This window comes from Frateuria sp. (assembly GCF_035695185.1).
Lineage (GTDB): Bacteria > Pseudomonadota > Gammaproteobacteria > Xanthomonadales > Rhodanobacteraceae > Frateuria_A.
Map to the genome: position 1 here is coordinate 20,844 of NZ_DASSES010000189.1, position 16,731 is coordinate 37,574.

A 16,731-nucleotide genomic window follows, 5' to 3' on the forward strand; every position below is an offset into this window, starting at 1 on the left:
CCGCGTGCGGGCGGGGCTGCCGGCCTGCCTGCCAACCCCCTGCTTCGGCGCAGTTCCGACAGGAACCGTCCACGTTTGCGATAATGGTGTGATGCCCGCCTCCAATCCCCGCCTGCAAACCCTGCTCGGCCACGAGTTCTTCGCCCCCCACCAATGGAAGCGGCGCATCGCGCTGTGGAGTGGTGCGGTACTGGTCGCGTTGGCCGCCATCCTGTTCGCCTGGGCCAGCAACTGGGCCTATCAGCTGTTCCTGCGCATCGTGGCGTACGGGTCATGGATCCCGCTGATCCTCACGCCCGTCGTGTTCGGCCTGGTGTCGTGGGTCACCGCTGGCCGCTTTCGCGCCACCCGGGGCAGCGGTATCCCGCAGGTGATCGGGACGCTGCACGTGGAAGACGAATCGTTCCGCAAGGCCATGCTTTCTTTGCCGATCGCGGCGGGCAAGATGCTGCTCACGCTGATCGCACTCGCGGCGGGAGCCTCGATCGGGCGCGAGGGACCGACGGTGCACGTGGGCGCGGGTCTGTTCTATACCTTTGCCCGACGCTTCGGGTTCAGCGACCCGAAAGCCGCCTCGCGCTTCATCCTGGCCGGCGGCGCGGCAGGCATCGCCGCGGCGTTCAACACGCCGCTCGCCGGCGTGGTGTTCGCGATCGAGGAACTTGCCGGCACCTTCGAGCACCGCTTCAGCGGCCTGCTGCTTACCGCCGTGATCGTCGGCGGCGTCGTGTCCCTGGGCGTCATGGGCAACTATGCCTACTTCGGCGAAGTGGATGCCAACCTTCCGCTGGGTCACGCCTGGCTGGCAGTGCTGTTGTGCGGGATCGTCTGCGGGCTGCTCGGCGGCCTGTTCGCGCGGCTGATCCTGCTCAGCAAGCGCGGCCCGCTGGCCCACATCGGCGCACTGCGCGCGCGCTGGCCGGTCGCCTTCGCCACCGGTTGCGGACTGGTGCTGGCGGTGCTCGGCGTGCTGTTCCACGGCTCGGTGTACGGCACCGGCTATGACCAGGCACGCGCCATCGTGCAGCAGGCCGCGGTGACACCGGGCGAGAGCTTCGGCCTGGCCAAGCTGGGCGCGAACGTGGTGTCGTACTGGGCCGGTATCCCGGGCGGCATTTTCTCGCCCGCGCTGGCGGTGGGCGCCGGGCTCGGGCAGAACATCGCCCACTTCCTGCCCGACGTGCCGGCCGCCGCGGTGGTGCTGCTGGGGATGAGCGCGTATCTGTCGGGGGTTACCGGGGCGCCGCTGACCTCGGCGGTGATCGCGATGGAACTGACCGACAACCAGTCGATGGTCATCCCGGTGATGGCCGCCTGCCTGCTGGCCCGCGCCGCCTCGTCGCTGCTGAGCCCCACGCCGGTCTACAAGGATTTCGCCGAACGGCTGGTGCAGGACTACGAGCGGCAGCAGGCCGCCCGCCATGAAGCTCCCGAGCCGGTGGAACATGTCGGGCGCAGCAGCGCGTTCGACGAGCCGGCAGCCCCCGCCGACACTCCCGCTCCCTCCGAGAAGCCGTGACCACGCCGCGCTGGGACCATCTGTTGATGGGCGCCACGCTGGCCACCTTCGCTGGCGAGCGCCCGTTCGGACTGGTCGAACGCGGCGCGCTCGCGCTCAAGGACGGCCGCATCGCCTGGATCGGCCCGGCAACCGACCTTCCCGGTCCCGCCGACGCACTCGCCAGCACCGTCGAAACGCTCGACGGCGTCCTGGTCACACCCGGCTTGATCGATTGCCACACCCACCTGGTGTTCGGCGGCGATCGCGCGGACGAGTTCGACCAGCGCCTGAACGGCGCCAGCTACGAGGCAGTCGCGCGCGCCGGTGGCGGCATCGCCTCGACGGTCCGCGCCACCCGGGCGGCGGACGAGGACGAACTGCTCCGCCAGAGCCTGCCGCGCGCGCGGGAGCTGCTTCGCGATGGCGTGACGACACTGGAAATCAAATCCGGTTACGGACTCGACCTGGACACCGAACGCCGCATGCTTCGGGTGGCGCGGCGTATCGGCGAGACGCTGGGTGTCGGCGTTCGCACCAGCTTCCTCGGGCTGCATGCATTGCCGCCGGAGTACCGCGAGCGCCGCGCGGACTATGTGGCGCAGGTTTCCGAGGTCATGCTGCCGGCGCTCGTTGACGAAGGCCTGGTCGACGCGGTCGACGCCTTCTGCGAGGGCATCGGTTTCACCCGCGCCGAAACCGCGCGCGTGTTCGAGCGTGCGAGGGAACGGGGCGTGCCGGTCAAGCTGCACGCCGAACAGCTTTCCGATCTCGACGGGGCCGCGCTGGTGGCCAGCTACCGCGGGCTGTCCGCCGATCACCTCGAACACCTCGGCGAAGCGGGTATCCGCGCGATGGCCGCGGCCGGCACCGTGGCGGTACTGCTGCCCGGCGCCTTCTATGCCCTGCGCGAGACGCGGCTGCCGCCGATCGACGCGCTGCGCGCCCACGGCGTGCCGATCGCGATCGCCACCGACTGCAATCCGGGGACCTCGCCGCTGCTGTCGTTGCGGCTGGCGGCGAACATGGCCTGCACGCTGTTCAGGCTCACGCCCGAGGAGGCGCTGCGCGGGGCGACCGTGAACGCGGCCCGGGCACTGGGCCTGGCCGACCGGGGCACGCTTGCGGTCGGGCAGCGCGCGGACCTGGTCGCCTGGCACGCAGTCCAGCCGGCGCAGCTGTGCTACTGGATCGGCGGCGACCTGGTGCGCGACGTGTGGGTCGGCGGGCGCAGGCTGTCGCTCGCGTAGGACGACTTCCGCACACCGGGGGCTCCGGCGCAGATCACGGTCCTTGCTGCCGGCGAGGGAGCCCCCGCCGACAGGTCGTGCGCGGCCTTATTCCTCCGGCGTCTTGGCCGGAATGAACGGGGATACCGGATCGCTGGCCGGAAACGTTTCCTCCACCGCTTCGTCGGTGAGGTCGCTTTCGTGTGCCTTGCGACCTTCCCGCTCGTTCTCCGTTTCCGGGCGCTGGGGCTTGTTGCAATCGGGGTGCTGGATGTCTTTGCGGTCGTGGCTGCTCATGTTCTGGCTCCGCTGAGTGTTGTCCCATTCCGGAAGGCGCGCGTCGATGCGGCTGATGTCGGCCTTGGCCACCTCCTGCATGCACGCCAACGCACGCTGGTTGCGCAAGGTTGTCTGCGAGGCGACGCCGTCGGCGGGCACCCACAGGGGGAACTGCCGCATCTGCGCATCCATCGCGGTGCGGAGCACGCAGTCGTCCCCGGCGATGCCGACCAGCGCGAGCGCCTCGACGCCGAGCCTTTCCAGCAACGTGCACAACGGCGTCTCGTAAAACGCCGAGTGGCGCGGCTTGAGGATGAAGTAGTCGTCGATGCCCGGCAGCAGGCCATCGCTCAGCACGGCGCCGCGGGATCCGACGCGCCGGCAGTGCTCGATGACCTTGGCGAAGTCGGCATGCCACCGCCCGAAGTTGTCGTTGGCGTAGATCACCGGCAGGCCGCGGGCGTGATACCAGCCGCGCAGGGTTCCGATGGCGCTGGCAACCGGCTTGGCCTGCTCCAGCAGTTCCTCACCGCCATCGAACTCGAGGTCGTTGAGCATGTCGATGATCAGCAGCGCGCTGCGCCGGGGATCGAAAGGCGCGTCGCCACTGCGCTGGCCCGTGTTTGCCATGGTTCCTGCCACCATGTCAGGCCGCTTCCGGCCGCTTCTTCAGCTCGACCTTGCGCTGCGCCAACTGCTCGCCCAGTTCCTCGAGCGCCTTCCTGCTCATCAGCGCCTTCGCGCGTTTGAACATCTCCTTTTCTTCCTCGTTGGCGTGGTGCTCGAACAGTTCCTTGAGCACCTTGGCACGGCCGGAGAATTTTTCGCTCTCGACGTCGGTCTTGAGCAGGTCCGGCAACACCAGGTCGCCGGCGGCACGGTGCTCCTCCAGCGCCTCGAAATACATCCTGGCGTCATCCTTGCCGTCCCCCGCCTTCTTGAAGGCGGGGTAGAAGATTTCTTCCTCGATGGTGTTGTGCGCCTTGAGGCTTGTTTCGATCTTCCCGAGCAGTTCCTTGCGCTTCTTCACGGCACGCGCGGTGGTGCCCGCCAGCTCGTCCAGCAGCGCCCTCATGTTCTTGTGGTCCTGCGTCAAAAGCTCGATCGCGTTCATGCCGGCTCCGCTGCAACCCCTGCCTGCCGCACGTTTCCATGCGTGCGGTGAAGCGCGTGTCTTCCCCGGTTAATCGCTGCGGAACGCCGAAAAAAAACCCCCGCTCGTGGCGGGGGTTTCCTTCGATCCGCGAGCGGAAGGCTCAGGCGGACTTCTTCCTCGGCGCAGCCTTCTTGGCGGCGGCGGGCTTGGTCACGGTGGCCTTGGCGCCGACCACGGCCGGCTGCGCATCATGCGCACGGCTGTTGCCATAGCTTCCGCGGTAGGTCTTGCCGCGACGGGTCTTGCGATCGCCCTTACCCATGGGAACTCCTTGATTCGTAATGCGTGAACGGCCAGCCATCGTAGCAGCGAAGAGGTAAAGCGCAAGAGCGCGGGCAAGCCTGTCGGGGCCACCCGGTACTCAGCGATGGCCGTGCCCGAGGCAGTCCGATGCGTGGTCGGTACACGGGCCGGCATCCACCTGGACCGTCACGTGAAGGATGCCGAAGCGCTCGCGGAGCAGGCGGTGGATCGCCGCCACCGCCCCGGCGCCGTCACCCTCCTCCACTTGCGCATGCAGCGTCGCCATGCGGGAACCGGAAGCCAGCTGCCATACGTGCAGGTGGTGGACGTCGCGGATGGAAGCGTCGGCCTGGCGCAGGGCCTGTTCGACCTCACCCACGTCCAGGTCCTCAGGCACCCCCTCGAGCAGGATGTGCGCCGATTTGCGCAGCAACCGCCAGGCCCCCCCCAGGATCAGCAACGAAACCAGCAGCGAGAGCACCGGATCGGCCCAGTTCCAGCCCATGTAGCGCACCGCCAGCGCGGCCAGCACGGCGCCCAGCGAGCCGAGCAGGTCGCCGAGTACATGCAGGCTGGCGCCGGCCATGTTCACGTCGTCGTGGGCGTGGCCGTGCAGCACGCGCAACACCAGCAGGTTGACCAGCAGGCCCAGGATCGCCACCGTCAGCATCACGCCGGACAGGATCGCGCCCGGATGCAGCAGCCGGGTCACCGCCTCCCAGGCGATGAACCCGACCAGCACGAACTGGGTCAGCGCATTGACGAACCCGGCCAGGACTTCTAGCCGGCCGTATCCGTAGCTCCGGCGTGCGTCGGCCGGGCGCAACGCCAGGCGCGCGCCGACGAAGGCCAGCGCCAGTGCCAGCGCATCGACCATCATGTGGCCGGCATCGGCCAGCAGGGCGAGCGAACCGGACCAGAGGCCTCCGACCGCCTCGGCCAGCAGCATCAGCAGGGTCAGCAGGAACGCCGCCAGCAGCTTGCGCCCGCGCGCGTCCGGATGCCCGTGGTCATGGTCGTGATCATGATCGTGGCGATGTGGCGGGGAGTCGTACGACGAAGTCATCGCGCCATCGTAGGAACGCGCCGGCGCGTTACACAATCACCGCTCAATGCACGCAGCCGGCGTCGTGCACGTGCGGTGGCCGGCGGTCGAGTCGCAGGTTCACGAAGTGCGCGCTCGCGAGCAGCACGCCGCCACAGGTGACCAGCACGCTGTGCAGCACGATCGGGTACTGCTCTGCGACGGTCACGCCCAGCAGCAGCAGCGACACTCCGGGGAACGCCAGCAACAGCGACAGCGGCCGGCGATGCCGGCGGTAGCCATTGACCAGGGTCAACAGCGCGAGCGCACAGGCGAATATGACGAACGCCCGCTCGAAACGATGATCGGCAAGGAACTCCAGCCCGGCCACCGGCAGCAGCGCCAACACGAACGGCAGGGCCGCACAGTGGATCGCGCACAGGAACGACGCCCCCGCACCGAACCGGTCGGCGGTCTGCCATGCGCGTGATGTGGGCGATCGGGCCATCGGCGGGGTCGGTCGGGTTCGGACCCCGATGTTACATTATAACGCCCCACGTTGCCACGATTCTGCAACCGCGCGTCAACGAGGCCGTCGCGACCACGTTCTACAATGGCTGAACGCTGGCCATACGGGCTCGCAACCAGGTCAACGGTTTTCCGGTGCGGCAATGTTCCCTCCCCGCCAACACCGGAAAAAGCGGGGCGCGATACGGGATGTATCGCGCCCCGCACTTTTGGCCGGCGGTCAGCCCTTCCGGCAGTGCCTGCAGAGGCCGTGGACCTCCAGCGTCTGCGCCTGCGGCCGGAAACCGAAGGTGCGCGCCTGCGCCTCGATGAGCTCGGCCACGCGCGCGTCGCATACTTCCTGCGCACTGGCACAGCTGTCGCAGATCAGGAACGGTACCTGGTGCGCCTCCGCCGGATGGTGGCAGGAAACGTAGGCATTGATCGATTCGAGCTTGTGGATGAAGCCCTGCTCGAGCAGGAAATCCAGCGCGCGATAGACCGTCGGCGGGGCCGCGTTGCCGTGGTGCTCGCGCAGACGGTCCAGCAGGTCATAGGCCTTGACCGGCTTCCCCGCCGCTGCGACCAGCTCCAGCACTTCCCTGCGCAACGGGGTGAGCCGCAGGCCACGCTCCTCGCTGGCCTGTTCGACGGCCGCGACGAAACCTTCGGCGCCTTCGACGTGATGTGAGTGGAGCTTGGCTGACACGTGCGGTCCTTCCCGGTGTGGCGTCGATGATACAGCCTGCCGGACACCCCCTGCTTGCAGGCGGCGGCGCCGGGACTACTTCGGCAGGGGCGGCGGCATCCTGCGCCGCGGGCGGCGCAGGATGACCAGCCAGCCGATCGGACCCAGCACGAACGCCCAGGCAACGCCTTCGGCGGTACGGCCGCGCCACCAGCCCAGCAGTGCGCCGACGGCGAGGAAAAGGAGGTTCCACCACAGCAGCGCCGTCCACGGAACCAGCGCCATCAGGTTGAGGAAGACGCGCAGGAACGCACCGGGGGCGTCGGGGTCGACGCCGTGCATGGCGCGGGCAAGGAGCTCGTCCATGCCGCGCCCCAGGATCAGCCCTGCGCGCGCGCGATCGCGTCGTCGATGCGCTTGAGTGCTTCGCCGCGGCCGGCCAGGTAGATCGTGTGGTCGATCGAGGGCGAGACCTGGGTGCCGGTCATCGCCACGCGCAACGGCTGGGCGATCTTGCCCATGCCCAGCTCCAGCCTGGCCGCGATCTGCTCGATCGCCTGGTGGATCGACACGGGCTGCCACTCGACGTCGGCAAGCAGCGTCCTCGCTTCGCCGAGCACAGCCACGGCGCTGTCGTTCTTCAGGTGCTTGGCAACGGCCTTGTCGTCCCATTCGGTGATCGGCGCATACCAGATCCTTGCGCGCTCGGCCATTTCCTTCAGGGTGTGCACGCGGTCGCGCAGCGCCACGATGACGTCGGCCGGCGCCGGCCCCCTGGACACGTCCACGCCCGCACGCTCGAGGTGCCATTCGAACTCCGGCGCAAGCGCCTGCGGGTCGTCGCTCTTGAGGTAGTGCTGGTTGAGCCACGCGAGTTTCTCGGTATCGAAACGCGAGGCCGCCTTGTTGACGTCGCTGATGTCGAACAAGCGGATCATCTCCTCGCGCGAGAAGATTTCCTGGTCGCCGTGCGACCAGCCCAGCCGCACCAGGTAGTTGAGGATCGCGTGCGGCAGGTAGCCGGCGTCGCGGTACTCCATCACGCTGACCGAGTTGGTGCGCTTGGAGAGCTTCTTGCCCTCCTTGTCCAGGATCATCGGCAAGTGCGCGAACTCCGGCACCGGCGCACCGAGCGCCTGGTAGATGTTGATCTGGCGCGGGGTGTTGTTGACGTGGTCGTCGCCGCGAATGACCTCGGTGATGCCCATGTCGATGTCGTCCACGACCACCGCGAAGTTGTAGGTCGGCCAGCCGTCGGAGCGGAAGATCACCAGGTCGTCCAGCTCGGCGTTGGACCACTCCACCCGTCCCTTGACCTTGTCTTCGAACACCACCGAGCCCTCGGCCGGGTTCTTGAAGCGGATGACGCGGTTGGGATCCTCGCGATAAGGCTCGTTGCGCTCGCGGTAGTAGCCGTTGTATCGGGGCTTCTCGCCCTTGGCCATGGCCGCCTCGCGCATCGCCTCGATCTCGTCCTTGCTCTCGTAGGCGTAATAGGCCTTGCCTTCGGCCAGTAGCCGGTCGGCGACCTCCTTGTAGCGGGCCAGGCGGTGCGTCTGGTAGATCGCCGGGCGGTCGGCCGACAGGTCCAGCCAGGCCATCGCGTCGAGGATCGCCTGCACCGCTTCGTCGGTGGAGCGCTCACGGTCGGTGTCCTCGATGCGCAGCAGGAACTCGCCGCCGCGGCGGCGCGCTTCCAGCCAGCAGTAAAGCGCAGTGCGCGCGCCGCCGATGTGGAGGAAACCGGTGGGGCTGGGAGCGAAACGGGTGCGAACGGTCATGGGATCTGCGGGCGAGGTCAAACCGGGGATTTTAGCCGATACCAGCGCGAAGGCCGATGCGCGGGCTGCCCGCGGCCCGCGCCGCCGGTTCGTCACCACCCGCGGCGGTGCTGGTCACTTCCTGCCCACCGTGTCGCGGCGTGCTTTCCCATCAAGCAGATAGATCACCTATCCACAGGCTTACCCCAGCGGCCTCCACAAGTACTGTGGACAACCTGCGAAGGCGATGTTCGCGATGCGTAAAAACTGACCAGCGCGTGCCAAGTGCCTGACCACAAAGCGGCCGGCGCGGTTTGTCCACAGGGTTTACCGAAGGGCATCCACATCCGCTGTGGAAAACCCGCCGCCATGAACGACGATGCCGCCCTCGGGCGGCATCGGATTTCATCGACGGCGAGCCCGGTCAGGCTGCGCGCGGCGCCTTCATCAGCAGGCCGAACAGTTCGGCAAGCTTGTCGCGCATCTCGCGGCGATCGACGATCAGGTCGATCGCACCATGTTCGAGCAAGAACTCCGAACGCTGGAAGCCTTCCGGCAGCGTCTCGCGCACGGTCTGCTCGATCACGCGCGGGCCGGCGAAGCCGATCAGCGCCTTCGGCTCGCCGATGTTGATGTCGCCGAGCATCGCCAGGCTGGCGGAAACGCCGCCGGTGGTCGGGTTGGTCATCACGCTGATGTAGGGCACGCCGGCATCGCGCATGCGCGCCAGCGCGGCGGACGTCTTGGCCATCTGCATCAGCGAGAACAGCGCTTCCTGCATGCGTGCGCCGCCCGTGGCGGAGAAGCACACCAGCGCGCTGCGCTCGGCCAGCGCGCGCTCGGCCGCGCGGGTGAATTTCTCACCCACCACCGAGCCCATCGAGCCGCCCATGTAGGAGAACTCGAACGCGGCGGCGACCAGCGGGCGGCCCTTGAGCTGGCCGCTCATGGTGATCAGCGCATCCTTCTCGCCGGTGTTCTTCTGGGAGGCGACGATGCGGTCGCGGTATTTCTTGGAGTCGCGGAACTTCAACGGATCGGTGGGCTCCAGGCTCGCCCACAGCTCCTGCGTCGAACCCGCGTCGAACAGCGCGTGCAACCGCTCGCGCGCGCCGATCGGGTGATGGTGGCCGCACTTGGGGCAGACCATCAGGTTGCGCTCCAGCTCCGGCCGGTACAGCACGGTGCCGCAGCCGGCGCACTTGTCCCACACGCCCTCGGGCACCTTGCCCTTGTTCACCGGGGTGCTGTGCGTGCGTGCACGCGGGGTCATGATTTTCTGGAGCCAGTTCATGGGAGCCTCGTTGGAGCTGTGTGCCGCTTGCGACGGCGCCATCTGTACATCTTCGCGAGCCCCGGCTCTTCACCCCCGCCCTCCCCTAAGAAGGAGCAGCTCAGGGCGCGTCCAGTGCTGCGCGTATCGGTGCGAGAAACTCGCGTGCCCGCGCGGCCATCTCGTCGACCGCCATGGCGCCGGCCAGGCGCTCGACCAGCGCACTGCCGATGACCACGGCGTCGGCGAAGCCGGCGATGGCTTTCGCGCTCGCCGCATCGCGCACGCCGAAGCCGACCGCCACCGGCGCCTTCGCCCTGGCGCGCGCGTCGGCCACCCGCGCGGCGATGTCCGCCGTGCTCAGCCGTGCCGCGCCGGTGATGCCGGCGAACGACACATAGTACAGGAAGCCCCGGGCCGCCTCGCACAACCGCACCATACGGGCGGGTGCGGTCGTCGGCGCAGCCAGCAGGATCTGCTGCAGGCCGGCGGCGCGCAGGGGCTCCAGTACGGCGGACTCCTCCAGCGGGCAGTCCACCACCAGCACGCCGTCGACACCCGCCTGCACGGCGTCACGCGCGAAGCGCCCGAAGCCGTGCGCCTCGATCGGGTTGAGGTAACCCATCAGCACCACTGGCGTGTCCGCATCGCGCTCGCGGAACTCGCCGACCCAGCGCAGTACGTCACCCAGACCGACGCCCCGCGCGATGGCGCGCTCGCTGGCATGCTGGATCACCGGGCCGTCCGCCATCGGGTCCGAGAAGGGAACCCCCAGTTCGATCACATCCGCACCGGCCGCGACCAGCGCGTGCATGAGCGCGACCGTGTTCCCGGGCGAAGGGTCCCCCGCGGTGACGAACGGAATCAGCCCGGTACGCCCGGCCGCCTTCAGCGCGGCGAAGCGATCGTCGAGGCGGCTCATACCTGCACCCCTTCGCGCGCGGCGATGGTATGTACGTCCTTGTCGCCGCGGCCGGAGAGATTGCACAGCACCAGCGCGTCCTTCGGGTACTCGCGTGCCAGCTTCATCGCCTGCGCCACCGCATGGCTCGATTCGAGCGCGGCCAGAATGCCTTCGGTGCGGGCGAGCAGGTGGAAGGCTTCCAGCGCCTCGTCGTCGGTGACACCGACGTACTCGGCCCGCCCGGCATCCTTGAGGAAGGCATGCTCGGGACCCACGCCCGGGTAGTCCAGGCCGGCGGACACCGAATGCGTCTCGGTGATCTGGCCATTGTCGTCGCACAGCACGTAGGTACGGTTGCCGTGCAGCACGCCCGGCCGGCCGGCCGCCAGCGAGGCGGCATGGTGGCCCGTGGCGATGCCCTCCCCCGCGGCCTCGGCGCCGACGATGCGCACGCCGGCATCGTTGAGGAAGGCGTGGAACAGGCCGATCGCGTTGGAGCCGCCGCCCACGCAGGCGGTAATGGCGTCGGGCAGGCGGCCGTAGCGCTCCAGCATCTGCGCGCGCGCCTCACGGCCGACGATCGCGTTGAAGTCGCGCACCATCTGCGGATACGGGTGGGGACCGGCGACCGTGCCGATGATGTAGAAGGTGTCGGCCACGTTGGTGACCCAATCGCGCATGGCCTCGTTGAGCGCGTCCTTGAGCGTCTTCGACCCGGACGTCACCGGCACCACCTCGGCGCCCAGCAGCTTCATGCGATAGACGTTGATCTTCTGCCGCTCGATGTCGACTGCGCCCATGTAGACCACGCACTTCATGCCGAAGCGGGCGGCCACCGTGGCGCTGGCCACGCCGTGCTGGCCGGCGCCGGTCTCGGCGATCACGCGCTGCTTGCCCATGTGGCGGGCGACCAGCGCCTGGCCGACCGTGTTGTTGATCTTGTGCGCACCGGTGTGGTTCAGGTCCTCGCGCTTGAGCAGGATCCTGGCCCCGCCGACATGCCGCGACAGGCGCTCGGCGTGATAGACCGGACTCGGGCGGCCCACATAGTCCTTGAGGTCCCGGTCCAGTTCGGCGATGAACGCGGGATCCTGCCGCAGGCGCTGGTACGCCTCGGTAAGTTCGGCCAGCGGCGCCATCAGCGTTTCGGCGACGTAACTGCCGCCGTAGGCGCCGAAGCGGCCGTTTTCGTCCGGCCAGCGGTGGAAGTCCTGGGTGGATGACATGTGAGGTTCCCGTGCAGCGAGGTGGAGCGGCACCCGGGCTTGGGGCGCAGCAGGCCCGGAACGCTAGCGCAGGGCGGATGACGGGAAAAGCGATAAGATCGCCTTCTATCTGTCAGTAAAACTCACATGACGCCTGGCCGTGACCTGCCATCGCTCAACGCCCTGCGTGCCTTCGAGGCGACCGCGCGGCTGTCCAGCGTCAGCGCCGCGGCGGCCGAGCTGCACGTGACTCACGGCGCCGTCAGCCGGCAGCTCCGGGTGCTGGAGGAAGCCCTCGGCCAGCCGCTGTTCGCCCGGCATGGCCGCGGGCTGGTCCTGACGGCGGCTGGCCGCCAACTGCACGAGGGCACCGGCACCGCCTTCGAGCAATTGCGCGATACCTGGGCGCGGCTGGGCCACGACACCGACCGGGCGCTGGTGCTGGGTTGCCCGGGGAGCCTGCTGGCCCGCTGGATGATCCCGCGCCTGGAACGTCTTCGGCACGACCTGCCCGCACTGCGGCTGCACCTGAGCGCGCAGGAATCGGCGTTCGATCCGGCCTTGCCGGGCCTGGATGCGGCATTGCTGGCGGTCGAGCCGCCCTGGCCGGGCAGCTGGCGCGTGCATGAGCTGGCGCCCGAACGGATCGGGCCGGTACTCAGTCCGCATGCTCCTGCCGCTGCGCGGCTGGTCGGCCGCCCGGCCGCTGCGCTCGCGAGCGAGCCGTTGCTGCACACCGCCTCGCGCCCGCAAGCCTGGCCGCAGTGGGCGCAGGCGGCCGGCCTCGCACCAGGGACGCTACGATACGGCCAGGGTTTCGAGCATCTGTACTACCTGCTGGAAGCCGCCCTCGCCGGGCTGGGCGTGGCCATCGCACCCGCACAGCTGGTGGCCGACGACCTGGCGGCCGGGCGCCTGCTCGCACCCTGGGGATTCCAGCCCACGCCCGCTTGGTGGATCCTCGCGGCGCCGCGGCGTGTGCAGGACGGCCGCACCGAGGCGCTGGCCGGGTGGCTGCGTGAGGCACTCGGCGCGGCGGATTGAGCCGACGCGTGCGGCTTCCGCTCACGCGGCGCGCGCGGCCTCGATGAAGGCACGCATCCTCTGCAGATCCTTGATGCCGGGCGAGGACTCGATACCGCTGGAGACGTCCACGCCCCAGGGGCGCGCCATGCGGATCGCCGCGGCCACGTTCCCGGGATGCAGGCCGCCGGCAAGAATGAGCGGTTGCGCCAGGTCGCGCGGCATCAGCGACCAGTCGAACGGCTTGCCGCTGCCACCGGTCTCGCCCAAGCCGTGCCCGTCGAGCACCAGCCCCGCGGCGCCCGGGAAATCGTGCAACCGCGGCAGCGCCCCGGCGCCACCGCCCATCCCGATCGCCTTGAGGTAGGGGCGGCCGAACTGCGCGCACCAGTCGTCGCGCTCGGCGCCGTGGAACTGCAGCAGCGCCGGCTGCACGGAGGCGATCACCTCGTCGACGAAGGCCGCGTCCTCGTCCATGAACAACGCCACGGTGGTGACCATCGGCGGCAGCGCGCGGGCGATCGCCCGGGCCTGGTCGATCGCCACGCGCCGGCGGCTTCGCGCGGTGAAGATCAGTCCGATCGCGTCGGCGCCGAGTTCGGCGGCACGCACGGCGTCTTCCACGCGGGTCATGCCGCAGCATTTGATGCGGATCATGCGCTCACCTCCACCGGGAGCCCCCAGTGTGCCTCGTAACGCGGGCCGAGGAAGGTCAGCCCGGAGGCCGGTGCGGTCGGTCCGGCCACGTCCCGGTCGCGCCCGGCGAGCAGCCCGGCAAGCCATCCGGTCGGCTGCTGCCCGCGCCCCACCGGCAGCAGCGAGCCGACGATGTTGCGCACCATGTGGTGCAGGAAGGCGTTGGCCTCGATCTCCACGATCACCTGCTCGCCCTCGCGCCGCACGCCCAGGCCCAGCACGCAGCGTCGCGCATGCGCGGCCTGGCAGGACACTGCGCGGAAGGCGGAGAAATCGTGTTCGCCGAGCAGCGCCTGGCCGGCTTCATGCATGGCCGCCGCGTCCAGCGGCAGCCGCTCCCAGGTGACGTAGCGCGCATCCAGCGCGGGCCGCACCGGGCGGTTGAGGATGGTGTAGCGGTAGCGCCGGCTGCGCGCGGAGAAGCGGGCGTGGAAGGCCTCGGCCACCGGTTGCGCCCATAGCACCGCCACGCTGCCAGGCAGGTTGGAACACGCGCCCAGCACCCAGCCACGCATGTCGCGCTCGACACCGGTATCGAAGTGCACCACCTGGCAACGACCGTGCACGCCGGCGTCCGTACGCCCGGCACAGGTCACCGCGACCGGCTGCGCGGCGACGCGCGCAAGCGCCTGCTCCAGCGCGCCCTGCACGGTGGCGCCGTGGGTCAGGCGCTGCCAGCCGAGGAAATCGGTGCCGTCGTATTCGACGCCCAGGGCGATGCGCATGCGGGAAGGTCCTGCGGAACAGCCGGGAAGCTTAGCAGCTGCCGCGGGACCCGCCTGCTGGCCCCGGACATGCGAAGGGCCGGCATGGCCGGCCCTTCGCGCAAGCGATGGAGGATGGCTCAGGCCAGCGAATCGAGCAGGCGCTGCGCCGCGTCCTTCTGGATCTGGGTGCCCTCGTTCATCACTTCCTCGAGCATGGCGCGGGCGCCGTCGGCATCGCCCATGTCCATGTAGGCGCGGGCAAGGTCGAGCTTGGTGTCGATCGGGTCGTCGCTGAACTGGCCCAGCTCCTGCGGCTCGGTCGCGGCGGTGGAGCCGGTCGATTCGCGCACCGGCTCCTCGAAGTTCCAGGTCGCGGGACCCGCGTCGTCGACCGTCGTCGGCTCGACGTCCCGCATCACCGTGCGGTCCTCGTCCTCGTCCTCATCCTCGTCGGCGAGGGGGACATCCATGGCCGGGGTGTCGGCGTGGCCGGGACGCGGCGGAGTGAGGTCGAAGTCGAAATGATATTCGCTGACCTTGGGACGCTCGGCCATGGCCGGTTCCTCGTCGTGGCCGGCGATGTCCTCGGTCTGGCTGGCGTAGCTGTCCAGGTCGAACGATTCGATCGCCTCGCCGGCGCGCTGGCGCTCTTCCTCGCGCGAGTCGAACGCGTCCTGCGCGCCCTGGCCGGCAAACAGCGGGTGGCCGGGCACGAGATCCTCGCCCATGGCGACCACGTCCTGCCACTCGTCCTGTTGCGGGTCGGCGATATGGGCATGCATCGCCTCGGCGGCGGCCTCGAAGTGCTCCACGTCGCGGCGGGAGTAATACAGGCTCACCAGCTCCAGGTGCAGGCCGATGTCGTCCGGGTGCTCGGCCAGCTGGTCCAGCAGTTCGTCCTGGTCCGGGTCCGCGCTGGTGGGCGCGGACACGTCCGGCGCCGCACCGAAGCGGTCGGCCAGCGAGGGAGCCGTCGACACGGCGCGGGCGGGGGCCGACTTGCGCCGGCGCCCCAGCAGGGCGAGCAGGATCAGCAGCAGGACGGCACCGCCGGCCGCTGCCCACGCCCACGGCTGCATGAACCAGGGCTGCTCGACCGGCGCCGGCGTGGCCGGCTTGCGGGCCACCGGCTTGCTCGGCTTGCTGGCCGGCTTCGCTGCCGGCCGGGTGACGGCCGGTGCCGCCGCAGCGCTGTGCGACGGCGAGACGGAGGTGCTCGCGGCGATCGCACCGGCACTGCCAGGCTTGGCCGGCCCGGATTTTGCGGCGGCAGGCTTCGTCGCCGCAGCGACCGGAGCCGCGGTGGCCGGGGCGGTGGCCGGGGCGGGGGCCGCAGCGGCCGGCAGTCCGGCCTTCTTGCGGGCATCGGCGAGCTTTTGCTGCAGCTCGGCGATCTCGTTGTCCTTGAGGGCGAGCAGGCGGGTGTTCTTGTCGTTGATGTCCTGCAGGTCCTTCAGGCGCGACTTCAGGTCCGCGCTCTGCTGCTGCAGGGTGGTCAGGGTCTCCTGGGTGCGCATCAGGTCCTGGCGCAAGGCGGCGTCGCCCTTGCCGGCCCCCTGGGCGCCAGCCCCCCTGCCGCCCTGCTTGGCCGGCACCAGCGCGAGCCGGTCGGCGGACGCGCCGGCGGGCGCGCCGGCGGCTTCCGTGCGGGTGGCCGCATCGGCCACGGTGGTGGTCGGAGCGGCCTGGGCGCGCCAGTCGCTGTTCTGCCGGCGGATTTCGGCGATCGCCGCTGCCACGCTCGTCGCCTGTGCTTCCTGGCCGGTCGGCACGCGCAAGACCGCGCCGCTCTTCAGCGCGTTGATGTTGTCCTGGTAGAAGGCATCCGGGTTGGCCTGCTTGAGGGCCAGCATCATCTGCCCGGCGTCCACGCCTGCCGGCGCGAGCCGGCGGGCGATACCGGACAGCGTCTGGCCGCGCTCGACCTGGTACTGCCCGCCGGCCGCCACGCGTCCCGCGGCCGGCCTGGCGGGTGCGGAACCCGCCGGGGCCGGACGGGCCGCGCTACGAGCCGCACCGGCGCGCGGCGCATGCATGCCTGGCACCGCCGGCGCCGTCCCCGGCGGATCGAGCAGGACCGGGAACTCGCGCAGGCTGCGGCCCGAGGCGTTGTCCACTTCCACCAACAGGTCGAGGTAGGGATCGTTGACCGCCACCGCGCTGGTGATGCGGATCACCTTGCGCCCGCCCACGTCCACGATGTTGAACTGCAACGGGACGTCGGGCCGCACACCGGTCAGGCCGGCGCGGGCGAAATCCTCCGGCGAGGCCAGGCGGGCAGTGATGTTGTGCAGCTCTGCCGGGCTGTCCGGCGTCAGCGGAATCTCCGCGAGCAGCGGCTGGCCGAGAGCCGACTTGACCTGGATCTGCCCCAGTTCGAGCGCCGCCGCCTGGGTGCTGCCCAGGGCCAACGCCAGCAGCATCGACAGTTTCAACGAACGATTCATCGCTTCGATTCCCCCAAACGCCCGAGACGCTTCATGCTCGCCGCGGGCTGCGGCGACACGGAACGCGCGTCACTTTAGTTATATGCAGGCCA

17 protein-coding genes are annotated in these 16,731 nt (G+C 69.6%); 3 read left to right on the forward strand and 14 right to left on the reverse strand.

All coding sequences use genetic code 11. The features are described 5' to 3' along the window. Positions 1-91: 91 nt before the first annotated feature. Both VFH59_RS15175 and hutI read left to right on the forward strand, forming a co-directional pair. Positions 92-1,519 (forward strand): chloride channel protein, encoded by a 1,428-nt coding sequence (locus VFH59_RS15175; protein WP_325165751.1) that lies wholly within the window; start codon positions 92-94, stop codon positions 1,517-1,519. Beyond that, positions 1,516-2,748 carry an imidazolonepropionase gene (gene hutI / locus VFH59_RS15180; RefSeq protein WP_325165752.1) on the forward strand — a complete coding sequence of 411 codons (1,233 nt, stop codon included), beginning with the start codon at positions 1,516-1,518 and terminating at the stop codon, positions 2,746-2,748. The genes VFH59_RS15175 and hutI overlap by 4 nt, the downstream gene beginning before the upstream one ends. Before the next feature lie 87 nt (positions 2,749-2,835). On the opposite strand, the gene VFH59_RS15185 is transcribed toward hutI, so the two are convergent. The 11 genes from VFH59_RS15185 to trpB all read right to left on the reverse strand — a co-directional run bounded on the left by VFH59_RS15185 (position 2,836) and on the right by trpB (position 11,787). Then, entirely contained in the window at positions 2,836-3,636 is an 801-nt protein-coding gene (locus VFH59_RS15185) for an isochorismatase family cysteine hydrolase (protein ID WP_325165753.1), read from the reverse strand. Between the two features lie 16 nt (positions 3,637-3,652). Beyond that, positions 3,653-4,120, reverse strand: a complete 468-nt coding sequence (locus VFH59_RS15190; protein ID WP_325165754.1) for a hemerythrin domain-containing protein — start codon at positions 4,118-4,120, stop codon at positions 3,653-3,655. A 142-nt stretch (positions 4,121-4,262) separates the two neighbouring features. Next, positions 4,263-4,424 carry a 30S ribosomal protein THX gene (locus VFH59_RS15195; protein ID WP_231351339.1) on the reverse strand — a complete coding sequence of 54 codons (162 nt, stop codon included), beginning with the start codon at positions 4,422-4,424 and terminating at the stop codon, positions 4,263-4,265. A 99-nt stretch (positions 4,425-4,523) separates the two neighbouring features. After that, on the reverse strand, positions 4,524-5,471 hold the full coding sequence (locus tag VFH59_RS15200; RefSeq protein WP_325165755.1) for a cation diffusion facilitator family transporter: 948 nt from the start codon (positions 5,469-5,471) through the stop codon (positions 4,524-4,526). Positions 5,472-5,514: 43 nt separating this feature from the next. Then, positions 5,515-5,937 carry a MerC domain-containing protein gene (locus VFH59_RS15205; RefSeq protein WP_325165756.1) on the reverse strand — a complete coding sequence of 141 codons (423 nt, stop codon included), beginning with the start codon at positions 5,935-5,937 and terminating at the stop codon, positions 5,515-5,517. A gap of 240 nt (positions 5,938-6,177) precedes the next feature. Next, entirely contained in the window at positions 6,178-6,645 is a 468-nt protein-coding gene (locus VFH59_RS15210) for a transcriptional repressor (RefSeq protein ID WP_325165757.1), read from the reverse strand. A 75-nt stretch (positions 6,646-6,720) separates the two neighbouring features. Then, on the reverse strand, positions 6,721-6,990 hold the full coding sequence (locus VFH59_RS15215) for a hypothetical protein (protein WP_325165758.1): 270 nt from the start codon (positions 6,988-6,990) through the stop codon (positions 6,721-6,723). Positions 6,991-7,004: 14 nt separating this feature from the next. Then, a complete protein-coding gene (gene gltX / locus VFH59_RS15220) occupies positions 7,005-8,405 on the reverse strand; it encodes a glutamate--tRNA ligase (RefSeq protein ID WP_325165759.1) in 1,401 nt (466 codons plus the stop codon). A 403-nt stretch (positions 8,406-8,808) separates the two neighbouring features. Next, the gene (gene accD / locus VFH59_RS15225; RefSeq protein WP_325165760.1) at positions 8,809-9,678 is read right to left on the reverse strand and encodes an acetyl-CoA carboxylase, carboxyltransferase subunit beta; all 870 of its coding nucleotides are present in this window, start codon (positions 9,676-9,678) and stop codon (positions 8,809-8,811) included. 100 nt (positions 9,679-9,778) lie between these two features. Further along, positions 9,779-10,579, reverse strand: coding sequence for a tryptophan synthase subunit alpha (trpA, locus tag VFH59_RS15230; RefSeq protein WP_325165761.1), 801 nt, complete (start codon positions 10,577-10,579; stop codon positions 9,779-9,781). Next, positions 10,576-11,787 carry a tryptophan synthase subunit beta gene (gene trpB, locus VFH59_RS15235; protein ID WP_325165762.1) on the reverse strand — a complete coding sequence of 404 codons (1,212 nt, stop codon included), beginning with the start codon at positions 11,785-11,787 and terminating at the stop codon, positions 10,576-10,578. Before trpB ends, trpA begins: the two co-directional genes overlap by 4 nt. A gap of 126 nt (positions 11,788-11,913) precedes the next feature. On the opposite strand from trpB, the gene VFH59_RS15240 reads away from it, so the two are divergent. Beyond that, entirely contained in the window at positions 11,914-12,810 is an 897-nt protein-coding gene (locus VFH59_RS15240; protein ID WP_325165763.1) for a LysR family transcriptional regulator, read from the forward strand. A 21-nt stretch (positions 12,811-12,831) separates the two neighbouring features. On the opposite strand, the gene VFH59_RS15245 is transcribed toward VFH59_RS15240, so the two are convergent. The 3 genes from VFH59_RS15245 to VFH59_RS15255 all read right to left on the reverse strand — a co-directional run bounded on the left by VFH59_RS15245 (position 12,832) and on the right by VFH59_RS15255 (position 16,639). Continuing rightward, the gene (locus VFH59_RS15245) at positions 12,832-13,446 is read right to left on the reverse strand and encodes a phosphoribosylanthranilate isomerase (protein WP_325165764.1); all 615 of its coding nucleotides are present in this window, start codon (positions 13,444-13,446) and stop codon (positions 12,832-12,834) included. Beyond that, a complete protein-coding gene (gene truA, locus VFH59_RS15250) occupies positions 13,443-14,210 on the reverse strand; it encodes a tRNA pseudouridine(38-40) synthase TruA (protein ID WP_325165765.1) in 768 nt (255 codons plus the stop codon). The genes VFH59_RS15245 and truA overlap by 4 nt, the downstream gene beginning before the upstream one ends. Before the next feature lie 119 nt (positions 14,211-14,329). Next, on the reverse strand, positions 14,330-16,639 hold the full coding sequence (locus tag VFH59_RS15255; protein ID WP_325165766.1) for a FimV/HubP family polar landmark protein: 2,310 nt from the start codon (positions 16,637-16,639) through the stop codon (positions 14,330-14,332). Positions 16,640-16,731: the final 92 nt, after the last annotated feature.

Bases quoted from the DNA above. Each gene is read 5' to 3' on its own strand.
- VFH59_RS15240 (WP_325165763.1), top strand. From the start codon at position 11,914: ATGACGCCTGGCCGTGACCTGCCATCGCTCAACGCCCTGCGTGCCTTC.
- VFH59_RS15190 (WP_325165754.1), bottom strand. From the start codon at position 4,120: ATGAACGCGATCGAGCTTTTGACGCAGGACCACAAGAACATGAGGGCG.
- VFH59_RS15205 (WP_325165756.1), bottom strand. From the start codon at position 5,937: ATGGCCCGATCGCCCACATCACGCGCATGGCAGACCGCCGACCGGTTC.
- VFH59_RS15195 (WP_231351339.1), bottom strand. From the start codon at position 4,424: ATGGGTAAGGGCGATCGCAAGACCCGTCGCGGCAAGACCTACCGCGGA.
- trpB (WP_325165762.1), bottom strand. From the start codon at position 11,787: ATGTCATCCACCCAGGACTTCCACCGCTGGCCGGACGAAAACGGCCGC.
- gltX (WP_325165759.1), bottom strand. From the start codon at position 8,405: ATGACCGTTCGCACCCGTTTCGCTCCCAGCCCCACCGGTTTCCTCCAC.
- trpA (WP_325165761.1), bottom strand. From the start codon at position 10,579: ATGAGCCGCCTCGACGATCGCTTCGCCGCGCTGAAGGCGGCCGGGCGT.
- truA (WP_325165765.1), bottom strand. From the start codon at position 14,210: ATGCGCATCGCCCTGGGCGTCGAATACGACGGCACCGATTTCCTCGGC.
- VFH59_RS15175 (WP_325165751.1), top strand. From the start codon at position 92: ATGCCCGCCTCCAATCCCCGCCTGCAAACCCTGCTCGGCCACGAGTTC.
- VFH59_RS15185 (WP_325165753.1), bottom strand. From the start codon at position 3,636: ATGGCAAACACGGGCCAGCGCAGTGGCGACGCGCCTTTCGATCCCCGG.
- VFH59_RS15255 (WP_325165766.1), bottom strand. From the start codon at position 16,639: ATGAATCGTTCGTTGAAACTGTCGATGCTGCTGGCGTTGGCCCTGGGC.
- VFH59_RS15215 (WP_325165758.1), bottom strand. From the start codon at position 6,990: ATGGACGAGCTCCTTGCCCGCGCCATGCACGGCGTCGACCCCGACGCC.
- VFH59_RS15200 (WP_325165755.1), bottom strand. From the start codon at position 5,471: ATGACTTCGTCGTACGACTCCCCGCCACATCGCCACGATCATGATCAC.
- VFH59_RS15245 (WP_325165764.1), bottom strand. From the start codon at position 13,446: ATGATCCGCATCAAATGCTGCGGCATGACCCGCGTGGAAGACGCCGTG.
- accD (WP_325165760.1), bottom strand. From the start codon at position 9,678: ATGAACTGGCTCCAGAAAATCATGACCCCGCGTGCACGCACGCACAGC.